The organism is Methylobacterium platani (assembly GCF_001653715.1).
GTDB lineage: Bacteria > Pseudomonadota > Alphaproteobacteria > Rhizobiales > Beijerinckiaceae > Methylobacterium > Methylobacterium platani.
In genome coordinates this window covers 1-23,198 of the sequence record NZ_LWHQ01000006.1, presented here as the reverse complement: position 1 = coordinate 23,198, position 23,198 = coordinate 1, and the positions used below count along the sequence as shown (strand labels likewise).

Below are 23,198 nucleotides of genomic sequence, written 5' to 3'. Positions count from 1 at the left end.
TCGAATCGACTGATTCGAACCCTGGTCGTCACCTCTCATCGATCCGTCACAGGTAGTTCGTCAGCGACAGCTTGGAGAGCATCGAGGTCGTCTGGTAGCTCGCCTGGAGCTGGTTCTGCAGGCTGAGGAGCTTGGCCGCGGCCTCCTCGGTCGAGACCGACTCGACCCCGTCGACCGTCTTCTGCAGCATCGCCTTGGTGGCGGTGTTCTGGCTCTTCTGGGTGTCGATCTGGGCCGAGGCCAGGCTGAGCTCGGAGGCGATGCCCTGCACCGAGGGCTGCCCGTCGCCGGGCTTCAGCAGCGCCTGCACCCGGCCCGAATAGGCATCGAAGCGGGAGCCGTCGGAATCGGTGCTGTCGAACGGCGTGGCGGCGAGGACCGCCAGCCCGCTCAGCGTCGTGCGGAAGGCCGCCTCGTTGGCCTGGGCGCCGATCGCCACCGACTGGTCGCGGGACACCGGCACGGTGGCGGTCTGGCGCGGGTCGGCGGAGGTGTCGTCGCCCTTGTACCAGATCAGGGTGCGGCCGCCCGGATCGGCGACATAGCCGGTGGCGGTGCCGCTCGCATCCGTCGTCACCCGGCGCGGGCTCAGGCCCGGCGAGGACGAGCCGGCGAAGAAGTCGGCCGCCGCCCGGGTGGCGGAGCTCGCCGCGAGGTCGGTCCCGGCGGTGGTGTCGAGGGCGGTCGCGAGCGCGGCCTTGAGGTTGGCGGCGGTGTCGGCCGGGCTCGCGCCGATCGCGAAGGTGCCGGCGGCCTCGCCGTCCGCGGCGGCCTTCAGGCTCAGGGTCTTGCTGGTGCCGTCGCGCAGGCCGACCGTGACCTGCACAGTGTCTCCGGCGGCGAGACCGGCCCCGACCGTCACGGTCATCGAGGCCGGATTGCCGCCGGCGAGCGCCGCCGCGACCCCCGGCGGGTTCGCGCTCTGGGCGCCGACCACGGTCTGGCCCGACAGAGAAGCGGTGAGGTTCTGCGCGCTCGCCGCCGCATCGTCGCCGATCGCGAAGGTGCCCGCCCCGCCCTGTCCCGCGTTCCGGGCGGTGAGGTCGACGAAGCCCTGGCTGCCGTCGGTGTTCTGCACCGTCACCCGCACGATGTCGCCGTCCTTCGGCTGGCCGGCGAAGGACAGGGTGGCGGCGGCCGGCGTGCCGGCCTGGAACGCGACCGCGAGGCCGGCCGGGTTCGAACTCACGGCATTGGCGATCGTGAAGCCGAAATTCGCCCGCACGCCCGCGGACGCGCTCTCCGACAGGCTGAGGCTCGCGCCCGACCCCGCGAGGTCGAGACGCCCGGTCTTCGGGGTGCCGGTACCGAGGTCGGCGGCCCGGCGCTCGGCGATCACCGCGCGCACGCCGTCGAGGCCGGAGGCGGGATCGCCGTCGAGGATGCGGTCGGCGGTCTCGACCGGCGCCCGGTCGGTGACCCGGCCGCCCAGGATGTACTGGCCGCCGGTGCTTTGGTTCAGGGCGTCGAGGGCGCCGCCGAGCTGGCCGGTCGCGGCCTGCTGCAGGGTGGAGCGGGAGGCGGTGCCGGTGCCGGTGCGGGCGCTGACGAGGCTGCTCCAGGCCGCCGAGCCCAGGGTCGCGACCTGCTGGACGCTCGCGGAGGCCAGGGCCACCCGGGTCGAACCGGTACCGGCCGCCGCGATCCAGCCGTCGAGCGCGCTGATCTGGGCATGCGCCGACAGGCTCTGGGTGCGGCCGCTGCCGAGGCCGCCATAGGTGTCGGAGACCCGGCCGCTGGCGATCTGGTTCGAGAGCGTGCCGAGCGTCGCCTTCATGTCGACGAGGCGGCGGGTGTTGAGGTCGGCGGCGGCGGTGCCGGCCGCGAAGGGGGCGATCGTCATCGCGGTCCTCTCAGATCCGGAGCAGGGTGTCGAGCATGTCGCGGGCGGCGGTCAGCACCCGGGCATTGGCGCTGTAGGCGGTCTGGAGCTGGATCAGCTTCGACATCTCCTCGTCGACGCTGACGCCGGATTCCTTGCCGAAGCGGCTCTGGGCCGAGGAGAGCGCGATCGTCTGGCCCTCGTCGAGCTGCTGCGCCTCGGCGCTGGCCGCGCCGCGGGCGTCGATGACCGACTGGGTGAAGCCGATCACCGTGGAGGAACGCGGAGCGCTGACGCCGCCGATGCCGCTGCCGGCCGAGAAGGTGACGCTGCGGCTTGTGAGCGCGTCGACGAGGGATTGCGGCCGGGCGGTGTCGCCGGAATCCGTCGCCGCGGCGTAGTTCACGAGGGTCGACGAATCGGCGGCGACGGCCGGGTTGACGGCGAGGCGCTGGGCGAAGCCGGTCAGGTGCGAGCCGCCCTCGAACGAGCCGGTGAACACGCCGTTGCCGTTCCCCGCATCGACGAACAGCGCGAGCTGGCCGCTGCCGGTCTTCGTGTCGGCGGCGCTCGTCGGCACGGTGACCGAGGCCGACGCGCCGGTGAGCGCGAGGCTCGCCGGGTCGGACAGGATGCGCACCGAGCCGGCGGCCCCTCCCGGCGTCGCCGAGACGGAGAAGCCGGTGCCGAGCGCCGCCGCGATCCTGTCGGCGAAGGTCGAGGCCCCGCCCGAGATGTCGACCGGCACCACCAGGGCGGTCGGGTCGTCGGTCTCGGCCGGGTCGATGGGCGCGGGCGCCGCCCCGTTTGTCGGCATCAGGATCAGGTTGCGCCCGACCCCGGCGGCGTTGCGCACCCCGAGCGTCACGGCGTTGCCGGCCTGGAGGCCCGTGAGGTCGATGTCGACGCCCGTCAGTCCGTTGGCCGACGCCGCTGTGCCGGTCGCCGGCCGGTCGCTCACCGCCCGCGACAGGCCGGAGGCGAGGTCGTCGAGCTGGCGCTGGGCCTGGACCAGGGTGTCGTCGCGCAGGGAGACCGCGGCGGCGATCGAGCCGGAGCGGATCGCCCCCGTGGCGATCAGATCGATCTTCGCCCCGGCCGGCGTCGTCGCCGTGACGGTGCCGACGCCGCGGGTGGCCGGGTCGTCGGTGTAGCGCGCCCCGGCGCCCAGGGTGCCGCGGCCGTCGAAGGCGAGGCTCGCCGCCGCGCCGTGATCGACCAGCGTCGCGCCCGAGGCGGTGAGCAGGGTGACCGAACCGTCGTGCTGCTCGCTCACCTGCACGTCGAGATACTGCGAGAGCGTGTTGATCTGCTGGTCGCGCTGGTCGAGGAGCTCGGCCACGCTGGTGTCGCCGCTCGAATTGCCGGTGGCGCCGACGACCTTGGTGTTGAGCGCGGCGATCTGCTTCAGCAGCGTGCCGGCCGAGGCGACGTCGTTGCCGAGCTGCGCCTCCAGGCCGGTGCGCAGGTCCTGCACGCCGTCGGCGATGCCCGAGATCGTGCGGGCCACGGTCTTGGCGGCGCCGATCGCGCTCGTCCGCGACGCGGCGGAGGTCGGGTCGGTCGTCAGCGCCTGGAGCGACTGGGTGAAGGTGTTCATCACCCCGTCGAGGGCGGAGCTGCTGCCCGGATTGCCGAAGAGCGCGTCGAGCCGGCCCTGCACCGTCGCGGCGAGCCCGGTATAGGCCGCCCCCGCCGTCTCGAGCCGCAGCTGCTTGAGCGAGACCGCGTCGAGGGTCCGGGTGATCGTGCCCGTCGCGACGCCCGAATTGCCGAGCTGCGCCACCGGGGTGAGGACGCGCTTGACGTAGCCGGCGCTGCCGGCGTTGGCGACGTTCTGCGAGACGAGGCCGATCGCCGCCTGCGTCACCTGCAGGCCGGCCGTCGCGGTGTTGAGGGCGTTGAGGGACATCGGGCGGATTCCGGGTCGGGCGGGTGAGGGCCGGGCCGTGCCGCCGCGCCCCTTCCGGGCCGCGACGCGCTCCGGCGTCCCTGGACGAAGGCCCGACCCGGTCGCGCCGCCTTCTCGCGGCCGACCGGATCCGGCAGGACGGGGCAGCGCGATCCGCTGGCGGACCGCGCTGCCGAGAGGGCGTGATCCGCTAGCGGATCACGTTGATGAGGTCGGACATCATCTGCTGGGCGGTCGACATCACCCGGGTGTTGGCCGAGTAGGCCTGCTGGGTGACGATCAGCTTCGAGAACTCGCCGGCCGTGTCGGTGTTCGACTGCTCAACGTTGCCGCCGATGATGGTGGTGCCGGCAAGTCCGGTCAGCGGCCCGCCGGATTCCGCCGTCTGGGCGTAGTTGCCGGCCGAGACCGCCTTCAGGGCGTTCGGCGCGTTGAAGCGTGCCACCCCGACCTGGGCCAGCGCCACGCTGTTGCCGTTGGAATAGGTGCCGGTGACCTTGCCGTCGTTCGTCACCGCCAGTGAGTTGAGGGTGCCGGAGGCGTAGCCGTTCTGCTGAAGGGTCGTGGTGGCGACCTGGCCCCCGGTCGAGCCGTACTGGGTGAGGCCGCCGGCACCGAAGTCCAGCGCGACGGCGCCGAGGCTCGTCCCGTTCACCGTGACGTTCGGGATGCTGAGGCTGGTGCCGGCGGGCGCGGTGAGCTGGCCGCTGCCGTTGAAGGCGAAGGCGGTGCCGACGTTCTGCCAGGTCGCGGACGACGTGCCGGAGCCGGACTGGTTGGCGTAGAACAGGTTCCAGGTGCCGCCGGTGCCGGCGGTGGCATCCGCGTCCGCCACCTTGGCCCAGCGCATCTGCAGGCTCACCGGCGTGCCGTTGCCCGAATAGGCCGTGAGCTCGCCGCCCGCGACGCTGGAGTTGAAGAACGCGGTGGAATCCGAGGCCGCCACCGTCGGGGCCGTCGCGGCGGTGCCGGTGAGCACCCGGGCATCGCCCCCCGGCAGCGCGCCGAGGAGCGCCGAGCCCGAGGTGGTCGTCGGGGTGCTCGGCAGGTTCGCCGCGTAGGCGATGCTCGTCGTGGGCTTGGCCGGCAGGGACGCGCCGGAGACCTGGATCGGCCCGGTCCCGGTCGACTGGCCGGTGACCGGATCGAGGCTCTGGCCGACGAGGTACGACCCGGCGCCGTTGACGAGGTAGCCGTCCCGGTCGACCGAGAAGTCGCCGCGGCGGGTATAGAGGTTGCCGCCCGAGAAGACCGGCGCGCCGCCGGCGTCGCTCCCCTTGGTCTGCACCGTGAAGAACCCGTCGCCGCTGAGCGCCATGTTGGTGGCGATGCCGGTCGCCGCCACGTTGCCCTGCAGCGCGTTGGTCAGCTGCGAGAAGGCCGCGACCCCGCCGGCGGCCTGCTGCCTGGCCGGCTGCTCGGCCAGCATGTCGACGAAGTCGGTGTCGATCCGCTTGTAGCCGACGGTCTGCGAGTTCGCGATGTTGCCCGAGATGTTCTCGAGGCTGAAGGCCTGGGCCTTGAGGCCCGAGACCGAGGTCTGCAGCGCGCTGAAAACGTCCATTGTCCCCGGGGCTCCATCCCGCCAAGGTTACTCGGCGGGATGCACCGCAAGCCGTGTGCCACGGCTAAGTCGTTGGATTCGCTGGATCCCCGGCGGCCCGGGCGGCAAAAGCCGCCGGGCGCGACCGGGTGTGGACGGCAAAATCTGCCGCGGGATGCCGGAGGTGACGTTTACGCGGTGTTGAACCTCTTGCCCTTAGCTGCACTCCTGGACCGGTGCTGGACCCAGGGATATGCGCACGAGCAAGCGAAGCAGCCTCATCCACCTGATCTACTTCTCGCGGGCCCAGCTCTCCGCCGACCCGGCCGAGCGCGCGCGCCAGATCAACGACATCGCCCGGAACGCCCAGAAGAAGAACGAGTTCTCGGTGATCACCAGCCTCCTGATCGTCGATCAGGGCTACTTCATCCAGATCCTCGAAGGCGAACGGATGTCGGTGCAGGAGACGTTCCAGCGGATCAGCATGGATCCGCGGCATCGCGACGTGCACATCGTCGAGTGGCGGGAGATCGCCAAGCGCGAATTCGTGACCTCCTTCGCCACGGCGCCGCGCACCCCGACGAACGACGCCCTGTTCCAGAAGGCCAACCTCGGGCCGATGCTCCAGCGCGGGACGCCGAAGGCCAGCACGATCTACGCCCTCGCCCAGACGCTCCAGGCCGAGACCATGGCCAAGCAGGGCATCGACCATCTCTTCGTCTAGGAGCCGCCGGGACGCCCCGATGGCACCGCCCATGAAACCTAAACCCGCTGGCTGGTTCCGATGAGCGAAGCACCTCCGATCCTGATCGTCGACGACCAGGTCAAACTCGTCCGCCTGGTGACCGAGTTGATGAACCGCCTCGGCTTCCCGGAGGTCGACGGCGTGGTCGACGGGCCGCAGGCGCTCGAGCAGCTGCGCACCCGCCGCTACGGCCTGGTGATCTCCGACCTCGACATGGAGCCGATGGACGGCATCCAGCTCCTGCGCGAGATCCGGGCCGACGACGCGCTGCACAACACGCCGTTCATCCTGACCGAGACCTCGTTCAGCTTCGAGGACATCAACGTCGCGCACCTCGCCGGCGCCGACGCCTTCATCCTCAAGCCGTTCGACCTCTCGCTGCTCAAGACCAAGCTGAAGCAGGTGCTGAACGGCCGGCCGCGCAAGCGCGAGGCGCCGGTGGGCCCGCTCTCGGCCCTCAACGTCGACTTCCCGATGCTCGGCAAGTTCTAGAACCCGGCGCCGCCCCGGCGCCGGGCCCCGCGGGCCTCAGGCCCGCCGCTTCTGGTAGTCCTTGACGTCGGTGAAGCGGATCGCCGGCGCCCGCTCCTCCTCGTAGCGCAGCGAGAAGCCGGTCGTCGCCATGAAGACCGGTGCCCCGTCGAGGTCGCTCGCCATCGAGGAGCCGTGCGAGCCGATGAACGTATCGAGCACGGCCTGGTCCTCCGACTCGATCCAGCGGCAGATCGTGAAGCGGGTCGGCTCGTAGTCGATCGGCAGGCCGTACTCGGCCTGGAGCCGCTCCTTGAGCACGTCGAGCTGCAGCGCGCCGACCACGCCGACGATGGCGCCCGAGCCGTCCTGCGGCAGGAAGAGCTGCACCACTCCCTCCTCGGCCATCTGCTGCAGCGCCTCGCGCAGCTTCTTGGCCTTCATCGCGTCGGTGAGCTTGATCCGGCGCAGGAGCTCGGGGGCGAAGCTCGGCACGCCGCGGAAGACCAGCTCCTCGCCCTCGGTCAGCGTGTCGCCGATGCGCAGGGTCCCGTGGTTGGGAATGCCGACGACGTCGCCGGCATAGGCCTCGTCGGCGATGGCGCGGTCCTGGGCGAAGAAGAATTGCGGCGCCGAGAGCGAGATCGGCTTGCCGGTGCGCACCAGCTTCGCCTTCATGCCGCGGCTGAGCTTGCCGGAGCAGACCCGCATGAAGGCGATGCGGTCCCGGTGGTTCGGGTCCATGTTCGCCTGGATCTTGAACACGAAGCCGGTCATCTTCGGCTCGGTCGGCGCGACGGCGCGGATGTCGGCGTCCTGGCCGCGGGGCGGCGGCGCCACCTCGGCGAGCCCGTCGATCAGGTCGCGCACGCCGAAATTGCGCAGCGCGGAGCCGAAGAAGACCGGGGTCAGGTGGCCCTCGCGGAACGCCTCGAGGTCGAACGGCTTGCAGCCGCCCTCCGCCAGTTCCGCCTCCTCGCGCCAGGTCGCGGCGTCGCCGGCCTCCGGCAGCAGGGTGTCGAAGAGCGGATCGTCGAGGCCCGACACCGGTACCGTGCCGGCATCGTCCGCCGCGTCGAGGCGGCGGACGCGGCGGCGCAGGAGGTCGTAGGTGCCGGCGAAGCTCCGTCCGCGCCCGATCGGCCAGGTGACCGGGGCCACGTCGAGGGCGAGCGTCTTCTCGATCTCGTCGAGGAGGTCGAAGGGGTCGCGGGATTCGCGGTCGAGCTTGTTGACGAAGGTGACGATCGGGATGTCGCGCAGGCGGCAGACCTCGAACAGCTTGCGGGTGCGCGCCTCGATGCCCTTGGCGGCGTCGATCACCATCACGGCGGAATCGACTGCGGTCAGCGTCCGGTAGGTGTCCTCCGAGAAGTCCTCGTGGCCCGGCGTGTCGAGCAGGTTGAAGACGCAATCGCCGTACTCGAAGGTCATCACCGAGGTGACGACCGAGATGCCGCGCTCCTTCTCGATGCCCATCCAGTCCGAGCGGGTCGAGACGCGGTTGCGCTTGGCCTTGACCTCGCCGGCGAGCTGGATCGCGCCGCCGAACAGCAGGAGCTTCTCGGTCAGCGTGGTCTTGCCGGCATCCGGGTGCGAGATGATCGCGAAGGTGCGGCGCCGGGCGACCGGATCGGCGGGGGCGCGCGGGGCGTCTGTCTGCATCAGCATGGGAGGTGTCTAGCCCGGACCCGGGTTTCTGTCTCGGGTCCGTCGGGGGGCCCGGTCGTCGGTGGAGAGGATCATCCCGAGAGGGGACGGCGCGGGCACCGTGTCGGCGCCCGCGCCGCGTCTCTACTCCAAGCCGGCGCCCGAGGGCCAGAGGGAGGGCTCCCTCAGCCGCGGCCGATGAACGGCATCTTGGTCGCCATGACGGTCATGAACTGCACGTTGGCGTCGAGGGGCAGGCTCGCCATGTAGACCACCGCGTCGGCGACGTGCTTGGCGTCCATGGTCGGCTCGGGGCGGGTCGAGCCGTCGGGCTGGGGCACGCCCGCCTGCATCCGCACGGTCATGTCGGTGGCGGCGTTGCCGATATCGACCTGGCCGCAGGCGATGTCGTGGGCGCGCCCGTCGAGCGAGGTCGAGCGGGTGAGGCCCGTGATGGCGTGTTTGGTGGCGGTGTAGGGCGCCGAGAACGGCCGCGGCACGTGGGCCGAGATCGAGCCGTTGTTGATGATGCGCCCGCCGCGCGGCTGCTGCTTCTTCATCAGCCGGAATGCGCCCTGGGTGCACAGGAAGGCGCCGGTGAGGTTGGTGTCGACCACCGCCTTCCAGGTCGCGACGGGCAATTCGTCGAGCTCGACCGGCGGCGCGCCGATGCCGGCATTGTTGAACAGCACGTCGAGGCGCCCGAAGGTCTCCTCGACGCGGGCAAACAGCGCGGCCACCGAGGCCTCGTCGCCGATGTCGGTCGGCTGCGCCAGCGCCCGCCGGCCCTTGGCCTCGATCTCGCCCGCCACCGCCTGCAGCGGCTCGGGCCGGCGCCCGGACAGCACCACGTCGTAGCCGGCCTCGGCGAGCCCGAGCGCCACCGCGCGCCCCACCCCCGAGCCGGCCCCGGTCACCAGCGCGACCTTCTGCGTGCTCATCTCGCCTCTCCTCCCCGTCTCGTTCGTATCGTTGCCGTTGGCGCGCTCCGGCATACACGACCCCGAAAGGCCCTCCAACCGCCGCGGCCGGCCCTCCGCCCCACATCCGCGCCACGCCCCGGTTGCCAGCGCCGCGCCGCCCGGCTAAGGAAGCGCCAGCCGCGCGTTGGGGCGTCGCCAAGCGGTAAGGCAGCGGTTTTTGGTACCGCCATTCCCAGGTTCGAATCCTGGCGCCCCAGCCACCTTTTCACCTAACCCATTCAGAATGCTCCCGTTCTCGTGCAGCCTTCCTGTGGAGCGAGCCGGGCGGCCTCGGACCCGGGCTGCGCCGGAAGGAACTGGTGCAGCGTCGCGACCGCCGTCCATCGGGCTGCCAGGGCGAGAGCCTGTTCAGGCCCTGCGCGCGACGCCGATGCTGACCGGCGACCAAACTGACGGAATTTGCGGCGCTTGCGCCAAGCCCGTGATTCGCGTCGTCCCGGCGACGGGGCGAGAGGATCCCGTGCCCGAGTTTCGTCCTGCGGCGGCTTGAACCGGCGCGCTGGCAACCAAATCTTCGATCGGGCATTCACGTCCCAACCGCGGGCACGGTCCCGTCATCGGAGTTGGTGCCAGCAGCGCTCATGAGCCTCGACCGGCAAATCCTGCGTCTGATGGCAGCGATGATCCTCGCGATCATCGCCTACGCCGCGCCGTCCGCCGTGCAGGCCCACGAGGGTCATGCGCATCGCGGCCACCCCATCGCCATGACGGGAGCGAGGGCCGCCCCGCCCGTGACCGGGAGGACGCCGACCGCGCAGTCCGGTCAGGCGGCCCGCCTCGAGGTGCCGGCCCGGTCCGGCATCGCTCGCGCCCCGCTCGTGACGAAGGGCGCGCGCGTCGAGCCGCCCCGGGACGATTGCTGCCCGTCGGGGTGCAGGTCCCGATGCTGCGGGACGATGGCCTGCTGCGCGACCGTCATCCTGCCCGGTTCTCCGGTCCTGCCACCCTTCCTGTTCCGGTTCGTCGCGGTGATCCCGCGCGACGCGGCCGACCGGTCGAGCCCCGGACCCGAGGCCCTTCCCGAGCCCCCACGAACCTCCGCGTGAGGCAGGGCGCGCCCGAGGCGCGCGACGCCCGGATTCCGCCCGCGAACGGTGCCGTGCGGACGTCCCGGCGGACGCGGACGGCCGGCAGGGACCGATCCCGATTCCGGGCTTCGCGGGCACCGCCACCCTCCTCGTCGGGGGCAAGCCCGGCTGCGTGCTGCCGGCGCAGGTGACGGACACCTCCGCAGGCCGAGACCGCGACGGCGCTCGGCGACGGCCGGACGGCGCCACCGCCGCCGGCACGTTCAACCGACCATCCGAAGAGGGGCCACCATGACGCTCACCCGCACCCTCGCCGTCGCCGTCCTGCTGTCGACCGCGCTCCCCGGCGACGTCCTCGCGCAAGGCACGCACGACCACGGGCCCATGTCCGGCCAGGGCATGGGCGCGATGAAGCCGGACCCGACGGACAACGCCGCCACGAGAGAGTTCAAGGCAGCCGACAGGGCCATGATGAAGGACATGGACGTTGCCTATACCGGCGATCCCGACGTCGATTTCCGGACGCACATGATCCCGCATCACGCGGGTGCGGTCGCGATGGCCCGCGTCGCCCTCAGGTACGCCAGGGACCCCGCCACCAGGGCGATGGCCCGGAAGATCGTCGACGACCAGACCGCGGAGATCTCCGACATGGAGGCGTGGCTGAAGCGGCACGGCAAGTAGCGGCGAGCGCGGCCGGGCCGCCCCCCGCGGCACCTCGACGTCATCGCCGAAGCACTTCCAGGAGGACGAGATGCAAGCCACCCGCAAGGCCACCCTGTACCGGATGGTCACCCCCGAGCACACCTGCCCGTACGGCCTGAAGGCCAAGGATCTCCTTGAGCGCAAGGGCTTCGAGGTCGAGGATCACCCGCTGACCACGCGCGAGGAGACCGATCGCTTCAAGGCCGAGCACGGGGTCAAGTCGACGCCCCAGACCTTCATCGACGGCGAGCGGGTCGGCGGCTTCGACGACCTGCAGCGCCACTTCGGCAAGCCCGCCAACGACCCGAACGAGCCGACCTACGGGCCGGTCATCGCGGTGTTCTCGATGACGGCGCTGATGGCGCTCGCGGCGAGCCACGCGGTCTACGGCACGCCGCTGACCATGCGCGCGGCCGAGTGGTTCATCGCCTTCAGCATGTGCGTGCTCGCCCTCCTGAAGCTGCAGGACGTGGAGAGCTTCTCCTCGATGTTCCTGGGCTACGACCTCCTCGGCCGGCGCTGGGTCCGCTACGCCTACGCCTACCCGTTCCTGGAGGGCATCGCCGGCGTCCTGATGGTGGCCGGTGCCCTGGACTGGCTGTCGATTCCCGTGGCCCTGTTCATCGGCACGGTGGGCGCCGTCTCGGTGTTCAAGGCGGTCTACGTCGACAAGCGTGACATCAAGTGCGCCTGCGTCGGCGGGTCGAGCAAGGTTCCGCTCGGGTTCGTCTCGCTGACCGAGAACGTGATGATGGTCGCCATGGCCCTCTGGATGCTGGCTGCGCACCATTGAAGGCGTTCGTCGCCCCGGGTTCCCGCTCGGGCCCGACGCCGACACCTCGTGCGCCCCGCGCATCCGCACGAACGCCGCCTCGGCCGGGGCTTCAGCCGGATGCAGGTTCCCGGCCCGAGGCCGGGCGCCCGTGCCCGCCCCGGCCGCCGCGCGCCCGCCCGGTCGGTGATCGTGGCCGGTGAACGGCCGCGTCTCGTCCCGCAGCGCCATGCCGCGCCGGAGCGCGTGCGCGTTCCCGCCCCGCGTGGCGCGGTCCGTCCGCACCGGCCTCATACACTTGCATCGCTGAAATTACATCTGTAAGAACGGCGCGGGAAACAAGCGCCGGAGCGCCGATGAACGGCCCCACCCACACCGCCCTCTACCTCCACGGTCCCTACGACGCGCGCCTCGCGCCCTACGGCTTGCGCGACGGGCGGCCCGGCGAGGCCCTGCTCGACGTCGCGGCGGTCGGGCTCTGCGGCTCGGACCTGCACTACTTCAAGGATGGCGGCATCGGCGCGGCGACCATCGCGCAGCCCTTCGTCCCCGGGCACGAATTCTGCGGCCGGCTGACCTGCGACGATCCCGAACTCGGCCTGTCCCGCGGCACCCTGGTGGCGGTCGACCCCAACAAGGCCTGCGGCCACTGCGAGTTCTGCGAGCGCGGCCACCCGAATCTCTGTCCCAACGTCGAGTTCATCGGCGCGCCGCCGTTCGACGGCGCGATGACCGAGCAGATCTGGGTGCCGAAGAGCCAGGTCGTGCCGCTGCCGCAGCATTTCACGCCCCTCGACGGGGTGATGCTGGAGCCGCTCGGGGTCGCGATCCACGCGGTCGATCTCGCCAAGCCGCGGCTGCTCGAGCGGGTCGCGCTGATCGGGCTCGGGCCGATCGGTCTCCTGATCCTGCAGGTGCTCAAGGTGGCCGGCGCCGGCGAGATCCTGGCGGTCGACCCCCAGGAGCACCGGCGCGAGCTCGCCCTGCGCCTCGGCGCGACCGCCGTCGGCGCCTCGATCGAGGAGATCCGCGACCGGACCCGGGGCGAGGGCTGCCCGCTGGTGGTCGAGGCGACCAACGCACCCGAGGGATTTCGCGATGCGGTGCGGGCGGCCAAGATCGGCGGCCGGGCCGTGCTCGTCGGCATCCCGGACGGGGACGTCTACACGATGCCGGCCGCCGAGGCCCGGCGCCGCGGCCTCAAGATCAAGTTCGCCCGCCGGATGGGCGAGGTCTACCCCCGGGCGATCGCGCTCGTGGAGAGCGGCAAGGTCGACGTCGCCAGCCTGGTCAGCCACCGGGTCGGCCTCGACGGGGCGGCGGCCGCCTTCGGGCGCCACGCCCAGAACACCCCCGGCGTGGTCAAGACCCTGATCTACCCCAACGGACAATGACGCAATAAAACACAACAACTCGATGACGAGGGATCGATGAGGAAGCGCACGAGAGGCACCGCCGCCCTGGCTCTCCTGGCGGGAGCGACCCTGTGGCAGGCCCCAGCCCGGGCCGCCGACTGGCTGGAGACCGCCGCCGCCCCCCTCAAGGGCACCGCCGTCACCACCACCTTCCTCGACCGGCCGGGCTACCGTGCCATCATCAAGCTGCTGCCGGAATTCGAGAAGAAGACCGGCATCAAGGTCAATTACGAGATCGTCCCCTACGAGAACGCCCGCGAGAAGCAGGTCCTGAACTTCACCTCGCGCGGCGACCTGACGGTGGCGCTGGTCGACCTCGTCTGGATCGGCGAGTTCGCCGAGAACGGCTGGATCGAGCCGATCGACGGCCTCAAGGGCGACGCCAAGGTCACCGATCCGAACCTGAACCTGCAGGGCTTCTTCCCGCTCCTCCTCGACGCCTTCGGGACCTGGGGCGGCAAGGTCTACGGCCTGCCGTTCGACAACTATTCCGGCCTCCTGTTCTACAATGCCTGCATGCTGAAGGATGCCGGCTTCGACAAGCCGCCGGCGACCTGGGGCGCCCTGCTGAAGGACTACGCCCCCAAGCTGACCAAGGCCGACAAGAATCAGTACGCCTTCGCGCTGCAGTCGCGCCGCGGCGAGACCCAGTCGGCCGACAGCTTCATGCGGGTGCTGTGGCCGTTCGGCGGCTCGCTCCTCGACAAGAACTTCAAGTCCAACCTCAACAGCCCCGAGAGCCAGGCCGGCCTGCAGTTCCGCCAGGACCTGATGAAGTACATGCCGCCGGGCGTGGTCAGCTTCGACCACAACGAGGCGGTGAACGCCCTGGCGCAGGGCCAGGTCGCGATGATCACCGAGTGGTCGGCCTTCTACGGCACGCTCACCGACCCGAAGACCTCGAAGCTCGGCGAGTGCCTCGCCGTGGCGCCGGAGCCGGAAGGCCCGGCTGGGCGCCTGCCGGCGCTCGGCGGCTTCTCCCTCGCCGTCGCCTCGCAGGCCACCGACGCGGAGAAGAAGGCGGCCTGGCTGTTCATCCAGTGGGCCACCTCGGAGGCGATCGCCCGCCCCTACGTCGAGGCCGGCGGCGTCTCGGGCCGTTCCGCGATCTACCAGCAGCCCGACATCAAGGCCTCGTACAAGTTCGTCGAGCCGATGGTCGCCTCCTGGCAGAAGGGCGTGCCGCAATACCGCCCCCGCTTCCCGGCCTGGCCGGCGATCTCCGAGGTCGTGGCCGAGTGGGGCTCGAAGATGATGCTCGGCGAGACCACCCCGGCGGCCGGCGCCAAGGAGATCGGCAGCCGCATGGAGGGGATCCTGGGAAAGGAAGGGTACTACTCGGGCAAGAAGGCGCTGCTGCAGTAGCGAACGGACCCGGGCGCGTCTCCCGCCCCGACGTGAAGAGCGTGGAGCGAGGGATGCGTCCGGGAGAGCCTCGTCCGGCACGTCCCCCTCGCTCCCGCTTCGCTTACCGCCTGCCGCGTCGCCTGGACGGTGACGCGGCCCTCTCCCCGCCCGCGGGGAGAGGAGACATACCCGCCCGCCTCAGGAGAACCACCCGTGCCGACCCCCTACCGCCAGGCCCTCGCCGAGCTGGAGCACGTCTTCGCGCGCCTCGACGACGCGGCCGTCGACGCTGCCGTCGCGGCGATCGCCGGGGCGCGGCGGATCGCGCTCCACGGCGTCGGGCGCGAAGGGCTTCAGGTGCGCGGCCTCGCCATGCGGCTGTTCCACCTCGGGCTCGACGCGAGCGTCGTCGGCGACATGACCACCCCGCCGATCGAGGCCGGCGACCTGCTCGTGGTCTCGGCCGGGCCCGGCGGCTTTCCGACCATCCAGGCGCTGATCGACATCGCCCGCGCCGCCGGCGCCGCCGTGCTGGTGGTGACGGCGCAAGCCGGCGGCGAGGCGGCGCGCCACGCCGACCACCTCGTCGTCGTCCCGGCCCAGACCATGGCGGACGACGTGGCCAGGGACGGGGCGGAGGAGGGGAGCGGCGTCTCGATCCTGCCGATGGGCTCGCTCTACGAGGGCGCGCTGTTCGTGCTGTTCGAGGTCATGATCGTGAAGCTCCGCGCGCGGCTCGGCGTCAGCCCCGAGGCGATGCGCGCCAACCACACCAACCTCGAATGACCCCGAACCCCGCCGAGACCGGGGCCGCCCCCGCCGCGCCGGCTGCCGCCGACCCGCCCGCCGCAACGCGGCCCGCTCCCGGCCGGCTCGACCCCGGCTACGGCCGGCTGACGCCGCTGTGGTTCCTGCTGCCGGCGGTCGGGACGCTCCTGGTGATCGGGATCTACCCGACGCTGTTCGCCCTCGTGACCTCGTTCCGGCGCTACAACCTCGCCCGGCCGCGGGACGGTTTCCCGTTCGTCGGGTTCGAGAACTATCTCGGCGTGCTCGGCGACCGGAGCTACTGGGATTCGCTCCTCCTCACCGCCCGGTTCTTCCTGACCGTGATGCCGGTCGAGCTGGTCCTCGGCATCGCCATCGCCCTGATGCTGCACCAGCCGGGCTTGTCGTTCCTGCGGGCGCTCGCCCGGGTCTCGCTGGTGGTGCCCCTCGCCACCACCTTCGCGGTGGTCGGGCTGATCGGCCGGCTGATCTTCAACCGCGACTTCGGGGTCGCCAACCAGCTCCTCGGATTCGTCGGGCTCGGCGGCTTCGACTGGCTCGGCTCCTCGGCCGGGGCCTTCGCGGCGATCGCCGTCATGGACGTCTGGCAGTGGACGCCGTTCTGCGCCCTGATCTTCCTCGCCGGCCTGTCGATGGTGCCGGTGGAGATCGAGGAGGCGGCGCGCCTTGAGACGCCCTCGCGGCTCGCGCTCCTGCGCCACGTGCAGCTGCCCTACCTGCTGCCCGGGCTCACCGCCGTGCTGATCCTGCGCTCGGCCGACATCCTGAAGCTGTTCGACATGGTGTTCGTGATGACCCGGGGCGGGCCGGGCGCGGCCACCGACCTGATCTCGATCTACATCCAGCGCATCGGCTTCCGGGTCTTCGACATGGGCACCGCCTCGGCCCAGGCGATCCTGCTCCTCGTCGTCACGATCATCTTGAGCCGGCTCTACATCCGCCTCCTGTACAAGGAGATCGACTCGTGACCGGCCGTTCCGCGCGCCTGCTGCACGCCCTCGGGCTCCTCGTCACCTTAAGCTTCACCCTGTTCCCGTTCTACTGGATGGTGTCGTCGAGCCTGAAGGAGCAGGCCGCCCTGCTGGCCTCGCCGCCGGTGTGGCTGTTCCGCCCGACGCTCGCCAACTACGCCGAGATCTTCGCCGACCAGAAGGTCTCGGGCGCCATCCTCAATTCCCTGATCGTCGTCTGCACCACCACCTTCCTGGCGGTCTGCCTCGGCACGCCGGCGGCCTACGCGCTCGCCCGGTTCGAGTTCCGCGGCAAGCGCGACCTGTGGTTCTGGTTCATCTCGAACCGGATGATCAGCCCGATCGTGCTCGCCCTGCCGGTCTACCTGCTGGCGCTCCAGGTCAACCTGCTCGACACCCACCTCGTCCTGATCCTGATCTACCTCACCTTCAACCTGCCGATCGTGATCTGGATCTGCACCGACCAGTTCCGCTCGATCCCGCGCGACCTCGAGCAGGCGGCGCGCCTCGAGGGTGCCGACCAATTCACGATCTTCCGCCGGATCTACCTGCCGCTCGGGGTGCCGGGCATCGCGGTCTCGGCGATCTTCAGCTTCATCTTCTCGTGGAACGAGCTGCTCTACGCCCTCGTGCTCACCCGCCGCCAGGTCCAGACCGCCCCGGTCGTCGCGACGAGCTTCATGTCCGGCTACGAGCTGCCCTGGGGCAAGATCATGGCGACCGGCACCGTCATCGTGCTGCCGGTGACGCTGTTCGCGCTCGCGGTCTCGCGCCACATGGTCCGCGGCCTCACCATGGGGGCGACCAAATGACGACGACCCCGCCCGTCGGCATCAACCTGTCGTTCTGCGTCAAGCGCTGGGTCACGCCGGCCCTCTGGGCGCCGCTGGTGCGGGACGAGCTCGGCCTCGACCTCGTCCAGCTCACCTTCGACCTCGTCGATCCGCTCTGGCCGGACGCGGTGCTCGACGCGGCGGCGGACGACATCCGCGAGACGGCCGAGCGCCACGGCATCGCGATCCACAGCGCCTTCGTGGGCCTTGCGCATTACAGCTTCAACCAGCTCCTCCACCCCGATCCGCGCCTGCGCGACGTGGCCGAGCACTGGCTCGCCCGCGCCTACCGCTTCGCCGCCCGGGCCGGCATCCCGCGCGTCGGCGGCCCCCTCGGGGCGGTGGCGGCGCGCCCCGACGGGCACGAGCCGGACGCGATCCCGGATTCCGACTACCGCGACCTGATCGCCCGGATGCACCGCCTCGCCGAGGCCGCGGCGGAGGCCGGCCTCGCCGAGCTGCTAGTCGAGCCGACGCCGTTGCGCCGGGAATGGCCCTGGACGGTGGCGCAGGCGATCCGGATGTCGGACGACCTCGCGGGCGCGGCCCTGCCGTGGCGCTACTGCGTCGACTGGGGCCACGGCACCTACGAGCCGCTCTACGGCGCGGGCCGGGCCGCGATGGAGCCGTGGTTCGAGGGGCTGGGCGGCCGGATCGGCGCGGTCCACCTGCAGCAGACCGACTACCAGCTCGACCGCCACTGGGACCTGACGAAGCCGGGCCGGGTCGAGCCCCGCGCGGCCCTCGCCCTCCAGCGCCGCGCGGGGCTCGGCCACGCGCCGGTGTTCCTCGAGGTGTTCTACCCCTTCGAGCAGGACGACGCCTCGGTGCTCGACGCGGTGCGCCGCTCGGCGCTCGCCTTGCGCGAGGCGGCCGCGTGAAGGGGGCCTCGCCCGAGGAGGCCGGCCCCGAGGGCGAGCACGTCCGCGCCCGGGTCGCCTGGTACTACTTCATCGCCGGCCTGAAGCAGCAGGAGATCGCCGACCGGCTCGGCATCACGCGGCTGCGGGTGAACCGGATCGTCGGCCAGGCCCGGGCCGACGGCTCGGTGCGGATCGAGCTGCGGATGCCGCTCGCCCACTGCGTCGCGCTCGAGGCGCGCCTGCGCGACCGCTTCGGCCTCGCCGAGGCCGTCGTCGTGCCGGCGGTCGACGACCCGGCCGCCCAGCAGCGCGTGATCGGCGAGGCGGCCGGCGCCCTCCTCGACCCCCTGCTGGCGGAGGGCCGCGGCCTCGGCGTCGGCTGGGGCAGCACGCTCTCGGCGGCGGCCCGGCGGATCAGCCCGCGCCGGCTCCCCGGCGCCTGGGTGGCGGCCCTGATGGGCGGCCTCACCCGGGGCTCGGGCACCAACACCTTCGAGGTCGCGACGGAGTTCGCCCGGGCGCTCGGGGCCGAGTGCTACTACCTCCCGGCCCCGATCTACTGCCCGTCGAGCGAGAACCGGCTCGCGCTCCTGACCCATTACGGCCTCGCCGAGGCGATGCGGCGGGCGCGCCAGGCCGACGTCGCCCTGGTGGCGGCCGGCGACCTGTCCGACCTCTCGCTCCTCGCCCGCACGCAGACCGTGTCGGAGAACCTCGCGGCGCTCGCGGCGGCCGGGGCCGTCGGCGACCTGCTCGGCGTCTATCTCGATCGCGACGGCCGTCCGGTCGACCATCCCCTCAACGCCAGGGCGGTCGCCCTGCCGCCGGAGGACCTGCGCGAGGTGCCGTACTCCATTCTCGCCGCCGGCGGCCGCCACAAGGCCAGCATCGTGGCGGCCGTGCTGCGGGCGCGCTACGTCAACCGTCTCGTCACCGACGAAGCGGTGGCGGAGGCGATTCTGGACGACGGGGAGGGGCGCAGGTGAGCGGGATCCGGACGGGCCGAGACCGGCCCTGCGCGCGGGGGCCGCGATGACCGCGCCCCTCGTGCTGGCCGTCGACGTCGGCACCCTGTCGGCCCGGGCCGGGCTGTTCACCCTGGACGGGCGCGTCCTCGCGGCGCGCCAGGCTCCGTTCCGGCTCCTGCGCCCGGCCGAGCACCACGCGGTCTACCGCATGGCCGAGATCTGGGCGGCGGTGGGTGCCTGCGTGCGCGACGTCCTGGCGCAAGCGTCCCTGGCGGCGCAGCCCGGCGCGGCCGCGCTTGTCGCCGGGCTCGCCTTCGACGCCACCTCGTCCCTGGCGCTCACCGCCGACGGCGCGCCCCCGCTCGACGGCGAGGCCGACGTCGTGTGCTGGATGGATCACCGCGGCGAGGCGGAGGCGCTCGAGATCGACCGCACCGGCCACCGCTTCCTCGACCATGTCGGCGGCGCCGTCTCGCCGGAGACGAACCTGCCGAAGCTGCTCTGGCTCAAGCGCCACCGCCCCGAGGCCTGGGCCCGGCTGAGAACCGCCCGCGACCTCTGCGACGAGCTCGCCTTCCGGGCGACGGGGGTCGACCGCCACTCGGTCTGCGGGTTGGCCTGCAAGTGGCCCTACCTGCCGAACGAGGCCGAGCCCTGGTGCCGCGACCTCCTCGACACGCTCGGGCTTGCCGACCTCACCCGCCTCGGCAGGCTCGCGGCCGCGCCCGCCCATGTCGGCACGGTGCACGGGCCGCTCTCGCCGGAGGCGGCGCGGGAATTCGGCCTGCCGCCCGGCCTGCCGGTCGCGGTCGGGTTGATCGATGCAGAGGCCGGCGCCCTCGGGGTGCTCGGCCGCGACTGCCGTTCGCGCCTCAACCGGGTGCTGCCGATGATCGCCGGCACCTCGACCTCGTTCATGCCCTTCGCCCCCGACCCGCGCCACGTGCCGGGCGTCTGGGGCCCGTTCAAGGACGCGGTCTTCCCCGGCCTGTGGATGCACGAGGCCGGGCAGAGCCTGTCGGGCGCCGCCCTCGACGCGGTGCTCGCCCACCACCCGGCGAGCCCCGGGCCGCCGTCGCCGGAGACCCACGCCGCCGCCGCGGCCGCGGTGCTCGCCCGCCTCGACGCCGAGGGACCGGCCTTCGCCGCCCGCCGCCACATCGTGCCGGACTGGCTCGGCAACCGGGCGCCGCTCGGCGACGGGCGGGTGCGGGCGCTCCTCACCGGAATCGGCGAGGAGACGAGCGAGCGGTCGTTCCTGGAGGCCTACTACGCCACCGCCCGGGCGCTCGCCCTCCAGACCCGGCACATCCGCGAGCACCTGAACCGCCACGGCTACGCCATCGACACGGTGGCGCTGGCCGGCGGCCACCGCCACAACCCGCTGCTGATGCGCCTCTACCGCGACGCGCTCGGCTGCACCCTGGTGGTCGGCGAGGCGGCCGAGCCGGTGCTGCTCGGCACCGCCATGGTGGCGGCCACCGCCGCAGGGCTCGTCCCCGACCTGTTCGGCGCCCTCGACGCGATGGCGCCGGAGCAGGCCGCGCTCGCCCCCGACCCGGCCTGGGCGCGCGCCCACGACCGCGCCTACCGCACCTACCTGACCCTGTTCGAGGTCCGCAACGCGATCGAGCGCGACGCGCTCGGCGCCGAAGCCGGCCTCGCCGCCGACCACGGATAGAGACCCCATGGCCTTCCTGAGCCTCGACGGCATCGTCAAACGCTACGGCGACCACACCGTGGTCGACGGCGTCGGCTTCCGCGCCGAGAAGGGCGAGTTCATCGTCTTCGTCGGGCCCTCCGGCTGCGGGAAGTCGACCCTGCTGCGGATGATCGCGGGCCTGGAGGAGATCACCGCCGGCACGCTGGCGATCGACGGGCGCGAGGTCACCCATGTCGAGCCCGCCGCCCGGCAGGTCGCGATGGTGTTCCAGTCCTACGCGCTCTACCCCCACATGAGCGTGTTCGAGAACATGGCCTTCGGCCTGCAGATGGCGAAGATGCCGGCCGACGAGATCCGCCGCCGGGTCGAGGAGGCGGCCGCCATCCTGCAGATCGGGCCGCTGCTCCAGCGCAAGCCGCGCCAGCTCTCCGGCGGCCAGCGCCAGCGCGTCGCGATCGGGCGGGCCATCGTGCGCCACCCCAAGCTGTTCCTGTTCGACGAGCCGCTCTCGAACCTCGACGCCGAGTTGCGCACCCAGATGCGCATCGAGATCGCCCGGCTGCACCAGAAGCTCGGCGTGACCATGGTCTACGTTACCCACGACCAGATCGAGGCGATGACGCTGGCCGACCGGATCGTGGTGCTGCGGGCCGGCCGCATCGAGCAGGTCGGCACGCCGTCCGAGCTCTACGACGCCCCCGTCAACACCTTCGTGGCCGGCTTCATCGGCTCGCCGCGGATGAACTTCCTGCCCGCCACCGTGGCCGAGGCGGCGGAGGACCGCCTGACCCTGACGCATCCGAGCTTCGTCGACGGCCGCCTCGTCGCGGCGCCCCGCCGGGGCGGCGCGAGGGTCGGTGCGAGGGGCGGCGCAAGGGTTGGCGACCGCGTCACGGTGGGCTTGCGGCCCGAGCACCTCGCCCTCGACGGCGCCGCGCCCTCGCTGCGCCTGCGGGCGGAGATGACCGAGAATCTCGGCGGCTCGACCCAGATCTACGCCCGGCCCGCCGACGGCGAGGCCCTGTCGATCCTCACCCCCGGCCGCCCCGCGGTCGCGGCCGGCGACGAGCTGCCGGTGCGGGTCGCGCCCGAGCAGATCTACCTCTTCGACGGGGCCGGGCTCGCGATCTGAGACGAAGCGCGGGAGCACGGTCGCTCCCCTATCACGCCGCAACCCGCCAACGAATCCATCATGACCCGACCCGCCCGCTTCCTCGGCATCGACATCGGCACCTCCTCGGTGAAGGCCGTGCTCCTCGACGAGAACCAGACCTGCCTCGCCGAGGGCGGCGCGCCGGTGGCGATCGCCCGGCCGCGCCCGCTCTGGTCGGAGCAGGACCCGGAGGCGTGGTGGCAGGCGACGCTCGCCGCCGTGGCCGAGGCCCGCGCCCGGGCGCCGGGGGGCGAGCTCGGGCCTGTGCGGGGGATCGGCCTGTCGGGCCAGCAGCACAGCGCCACCCTGCTCTCGGCCTCCGGCGCCGTCCTGCGCCCGGCGATCCTGTGGAACGACGGCCGCTGCGGGGCGGAATGCGCCGAGCTGCTCGCCCGGGTGCCGGACTTCACGGCGCGCGCGGCCAACGTGCCGATGCCGGGCTTCACCGCCCCGAAGCTCCTCTGGGTCGCCCGGCACGAGCCCGAGATCTTCGCGCAGGTCGCCAAGGTGCTGCTGCCGAAGGACTATGTCCGCTGGCGGCTCTCCGGCGCCTTCGTGTCGGAGATGTCGGATTCCGCCGGCACGCTCTGGCTCGACGTGGCGGCGCGGCGCTTCGACGACACCCTGCTCTCCGCCTGCGGTCTCACCCGGGCGCAGATGCCCGACCTCGTCGAGGGCTCCGACGTGTCGGCCCACCTCTCGGCCGACCTCGCGGCGTCGTGGGGCCTGGGCGGGGACCGGATCCCGATCGCCGGCGGGGGCGGCGACAACGCCTGCTCGGCCGTCGGGATCGGGGCGGTGCAGGCCGGCGACGGGTTCCTGTCCCTCGGCACCTCGGGGGTGCTGTTCGTCACCACCGACCGGATGGTCTCGCTGCCCGGGCGCACCCTGCACGCCTTCTGCCACGCCCTGCCGGGGCGCTGGCACGGCATGGCGGTGGCGCTCTCGGCCGCCGCCTCCCTGTCCTGGCTCGCCGGCATCGCCGCGGAGGGGATCCCGGTCGGCGCCCTGATCGCCCGCGCCGAGGCCTTCGCGGCCGATCCGGACCGGCGCGCCCACGCGCCGGTCTTCGTGCCCTACCTCACGGGCGAGCGCACGCCCCACAACGACCCCGACCTCACCGCCTCGTTCACCGGCCTCCGGGCCGAGCACGGCCTCGACGCGCTGGTCTACGCCGTGCTCGAGGGCGTCGCCTTCGCGATGGCGGATTGCCTCGACGTGCTGGGCGAGGCCGGGGCGGCGCCGCAACGCTGCGTCGTCGTCGGCGGCGGCTCGCGCACCCCGTTCTGGAACCAGCTCATCGCCGACACGCTCGACCTCGAGCTCACCTGCCCGCAAGGCGGCGAGCTCGGCGCCGCCTTCGGGGCGGCGCGGCTCGGCATGCTGTGCGCCGGCGGCACCGAGGCGGAGGTCTGCACCCGCCCGCCGACCCGCGCCGTGGTCGCGCCGGACCGGCAGTTCGCCGGGCCGAGCGCGGCGCGCCGGCAGCGCTACAGGGCGGCGGGACGGATCTAAGCAGACTTGCGTTGGCAGGCCACACGGTACACGACACGAGCTGCGTCGCC

The 23,198-nt window shown here is 72.2% G+C and carries 20 protein-coding genes and 1 tRNA gene; 16 read left to right on the top strand and 5 right to left on the bottom strand.

The window, feature by feature from the left end; all coding sequences use genetic code 11:
• Window positions 1-46 precede the first annotated feature (46 nt).
• The 3 genes from A5481_RS01630 to A5481_RS01620 form a co-directional block, all read right to left on the bottom strand.
• Window positions 47-1,843, bottom strand: coding sequence for a hypothetical protein (locus A5481_RS01630; RefSeq protein ID WP_048433938.1), 1,797 nt, complete (start codon window positions 1,841-1,843; stop codon window positions 47-49).
• 10 nt (window positions 1,844-1,853) lie between these two features.
• Window positions 1,854-3,734 carry a flagellar hook-associated protein FlgK gene (flgK, locus tag A5481_RS01625; protein WP_048433937.1) on the bottom strand — a complete coding sequence of 627 codons (1,881 nt, stop codon included), beginning with the start codon at window positions 3,732-3,734 and terminating at the stop codon, window positions 1,854-1,856.
• 190 nt (window positions 3,735-3,924) lie between these two features.
• On the bottom strand, window positions 3,925-5,298 hold the full coding sequence (locus A5481_RS01620) for a flagellar hook protein FlgE (protein ID WP_048433936.1): 1,374 nt from the start codon (window positions 5,296-5,298) through the stop codon (window positions 3,925-3,927).
• A gap of 232 nt (window positions 5,299-5,530) precedes the next feature.
• Between A5481_RS01620 and A5481_RS01615 the strand changes: the two genes are divergently transcribed.
• Entirely contained in the window at window positions 5,531-6,001 is a 471-nt protein-coding gene (locus A5481_RS01615; RefSeq protein ID WP_048433935.1) for a BLUF domain-containing protein, read from the top strand.
• A gap of 60 nt (window positions 6,002-6,061) precedes the next feature.
• Window positions 6,062-6,514: a response regulator gene (locus A5481_RS01610; protein ID WP_048433934.1), complete on the top strand. Its 453-nt coding sequence runs from the start codon at window positions 6,062-6,064 to the stop codon at window positions 6,512-6,514.
• Window positions 6,515-6,550: 36 nt separating this feature from the next.
• On the opposite strand, the gene A5481_RS01605 is transcribed toward A5481_RS01610, so the two are convergent.
• Complete coding sequence (locus A5481_RS01605) at window positions 6,551-8,164, bottom strand: peptide chain release factor 3 (RefSeq protein ID WP_048433933.1); 1,614 nt, start codon at window positions 8,162-8,164, stop codon at window positions 6,551-6,553.
• A gap of 164 nt (window positions 8,165-8,328) precedes the next feature.
• Complete coding sequence (locus tag A5481_RS01600) at window positions 8,329-9,084, bottom strand: SDR family oxidoreductase (RefSeq protein ID WP_048433932.1); 756 nt, start codon at window positions 9,082-9,084, stop codon at window positions 8,329-8,331.
• Between the two features lie 167 nt (window positions 9,085-9,251).
• Between A5481_RS01600 and A5481_RS01595 the strand changes: the two genes are divergently transcribed.
• The 14 genes from A5481_RS01595 to xylB all read left to right on the top strand — a co-directional run bounded on the left by A5481_RS01595 (window position 9,252) and on the right by xylB (window position 23,148).
• A tRNA-Gln gene (locus A5481_RS01595) sits at window positions 9,252-9,326 on the top strand.
• A gap of 381 nt (window positions 9,327-9,707) precedes the next feature.
• On the top strand, window positions 9,708-10,172 hold the full coding sequence (locus A5481_RS01590; protein ID WP_048433931.1) for a hypothetical protein: 465 nt from the start codon (window positions 9,708-9,710) through the stop codon (window positions 10,170-10,172).
• A gap of 273 nt (window positions 10,173-10,445) precedes the next feature.
• Complete coding sequence (gene copM / locus A5481_RS01585) at window positions 10,446-10,838, top strand: CopM family metallochaperone (RefSeq protein WP_048433930.1); 393 nt, start codon at window positions 10,446-10,448, stop codon at window positions 10,836-10,838.
• 70 nt (window positions 10,839-10,908) lie between these two features.
• Window positions 10,909-11,652 carry a MauE/DoxX family redox-associated membrane protein gene (locus A5481_RS01580; protein WP_048433929.1) on the top strand — a complete coding sequence of 248 codons (744 nt, stop codon included), beginning with the start codon at window positions 10,909-10,911 and terminating at the stop codon, window positions 11,650-11,652.
• A 335-nt stretch (window positions 11,653-11,987) separates the two neighbouring features.
• Complete coding sequence (locus A5481_RS01575) at window positions 11,988-13,025, top strand: zinc-dependent alcohol dehydrogenase (RefSeq protein WP_048433928.1); 1,038 nt, start codon at window positions 11,988-11,990, stop codon at window positions 13,023-13,025.
• 36 nt (window positions 13,026-13,061) lie between these two features.
• Window positions 13,062-14,411, top strand: a complete 1,350-nt coding sequence (locus tag A5481_RS01570) for an ABC transporter substrate-binding protein (RefSeq protein ID WP_048433927.1) — start codon at window positions 13,062-13,064, stop codon at window positions 14,409-14,411.
• Between the two features lie 195 nt (window positions 14,412-14,606).
• Window positions 14,607-15,179 (top strand): phosphoheptose isomerase family protein, encoded by a 573-nt coding sequence (locus A5481_RS01565; RefSeq protein ID WP_064503742.1) that lies wholly within the window; start codon window positions 14,607-14,609, stop codon window positions 15,177-15,179.
• Window positions 15,176-16,150: a carbohydrate ABC transporter permease gene (locus tag A5481_RS01560; RefSeq protein ID WP_082984883.1), complete on the top strand. Its 975-nt coding sequence runs from the start codon at window positions 15,176-15,178 to the stop codon at window positions 16,148-16,150. The genes A5481_RS01565 and A5481_RS01560 overlap by 4 nt, the downstream gene beginning before the upstream one ends.
• A complete protein-coding gene (locus tag A5481_RS01555) occupies window positions 16,147-16,965 on the top strand; it encodes a carbohydrate ABC transporter permease (protein ID WP_048437355.1) in 819 nt (272 codons plus the stop codon). Before A5481_RS01560 ends, A5481_RS01555 begins: the two co-directional genes overlap by 4 nt.
• Window positions 16,962-17,867 carry a TIM barrel protein gene (locus tag A5481_RS01550; RefSeq protein WP_048437354.1) on the top strand — a complete coding sequence of 302 codons (906 nt, stop codon included), beginning with the start codon at window positions 16,962-16,964 and terminating at the stop codon, window positions 17,865-17,867. The genes A5481_RS01555 and A5481_RS01550 overlap by 4 nt, the downstream gene beginning before the upstream one ends.
• Window positions 17,864-18,835: a sugar-binding transcriptional regulator gene (locus tag A5481_RS01545; protein WP_048437353.1), complete on the top strand. Its 972-nt coding sequence runs from the start codon at window positions 17,864-17,866 to the stop codon at window positions 18,833-18,835. Before A5481_RS01550 ends, A5481_RS01545 begins: the two co-directional genes overlap by 4 nt.
• Window positions 18,836-18,881: 46 nt before the next feature.
• Complete coding sequence (locus A5481_RS01540; RefSeq protein WP_048437352.1) at window positions 18,882-20,498, top strand: FGGY-family carbohydrate kinase; 1,617 nt, start codon at window positions 18,882-18,884, stop codon at window positions 20,496-20,498.
• 7 nt (window positions 20,499-20,505) lie between these two features.
• On the top strand, window positions 20,506-21,612 hold the full coding sequence (locus A5481_RS01535) for an ABC transporter ATP-binding protein (protein ID WP_048437351.1): 1,107 nt from the start codon (window positions 20,506-20,508) through the stop codon (window positions 21,610-21,612).
• Between the two features lie 60 nt (window positions 21,613-21,672).
• Window positions 21,673-23,148: a xylulokinase gene (gene xylB / locus A5481_RS01530; RefSeq protein WP_048437350.1), complete on the top strand. Its 1,476-nt coding sequence runs from the start codon at window positions 21,673-21,675 to the stop codon at window positions 23,146-23,148.
• Window positions 23,149-23,198 lie beyond the last annotated feature (50 nt).

Coding starts and splice junctions, on each gene's coding strand:
- A5481_RS01560 (WP_082984883.1), top strand. CDS start 15,176: ATGACCCCGAACCCCGCCGAGACCGGGGCCGCCCCCGCCGCGCCGGCT.
- A5481_RS01615 (WP_048433935.1), top strand. CDS start 5,531: ATGCGCACGAGCAAGCGAAGCAGCCTCATCCACCTGATCTACTTCTCG.
- A5481_RS01605 (WP_048433933.1), bottom strand. CDS start 8,164: ATGCTGATGCAGACAGACGCCCCGCGCGCCCCCGCCGATCCGGTCGCC.
- A5481_RS01630 (WP_048433938.1), bottom strand. CDS start 1,843: ATGACGATCGCCCCCTTCGCGGCCGGCACCGCCGCCGCCGACCTCAAC.
- A5481_RS01600 (WP_048433932.1), bottom strand. CDS start 9,084: ATGAGCACGCAGAAGGTCGCGCTGGTGACCGGGGCCGGCTCGGGGGTG.
- A5481_RS01590 (WP_048433931.1), top strand. CDS start 9,708: ATGAGCCTCGACCGGCAAATCCTGCGTCTGATGGCAGCGATGATCCTC.
- A5481_RS01575 (WP_048433928.1), top strand. CDS start 11,988: ATGAACGGCCCCACCCACACCGCCCTCTACCTCCACGGTCCCTACGAC.
- A5481_RS01550 (WP_048437354.1), top strand. CDS start 16,962: ATGACGACGACCCCGCCCGTCGGCATCAACCTGTCGTTCTGCGTCAAG.
- xylB (WP_048437350.1), top strand. CDS start 21,673: ATGACCCGACCCGCCCGCTTCCTCGGCATCGACATCGGCACCTCCTCG.
- A5481_RS01535 (WP_048437351.1), top strand. CDS start 20,506: ATGGCCTTCCTGAGCCTCGACGGCATCGTCAAACGCTACGGCGACCAC.
- A5481_RS01580 (WP_048433929.1), top strand. CDS start 10,909: ATGCAAGCCACCCGCAAGGCCACCCTGTACCGGATGGTCACCCCCGAG.
- A5481_RS01570 (WP_048433927.1), top strand. CDS start 13,062: ATGAGGAAGCGCACGAGAGGCACCGCCGCCCTGGCTCTCCTGGCGGGA.
- copM (WP_048433930.1), top strand. CDS start 10,446: ATGACGCTCACCCGCACCCTCGCCGTCGCCGTCCTGCTGTCGACCGCG.
- A5481_RS01610 (WP_048433934.1), top strand. CDS start 6,062: ATGAGCGAAGCACCTCCGATCCTGATCGTCGACGACCAGGTCAAACTC.
- A5481_RS01540 (WP_048437352.1), top strand. CDS start 18,882: ATGACCGCGCCCCTCGTGCTGGCCGTCGACGTCGGCACCCTGTCGGCC.
- A5481_RS01620 (WP_048433936.1), bottom strand. CDS start 5,298: ATGGACGTTTTCAGCGCGCTGCAGACCTCGGTCTCGGGCCTCAAGGCC.
- flgK (WP_048433937.1), bottom strand. CDS start 3,734: ATGTCCCTCAACGCCCTCAACACCGCGACGGCCGGCCTGCAGGTGACG.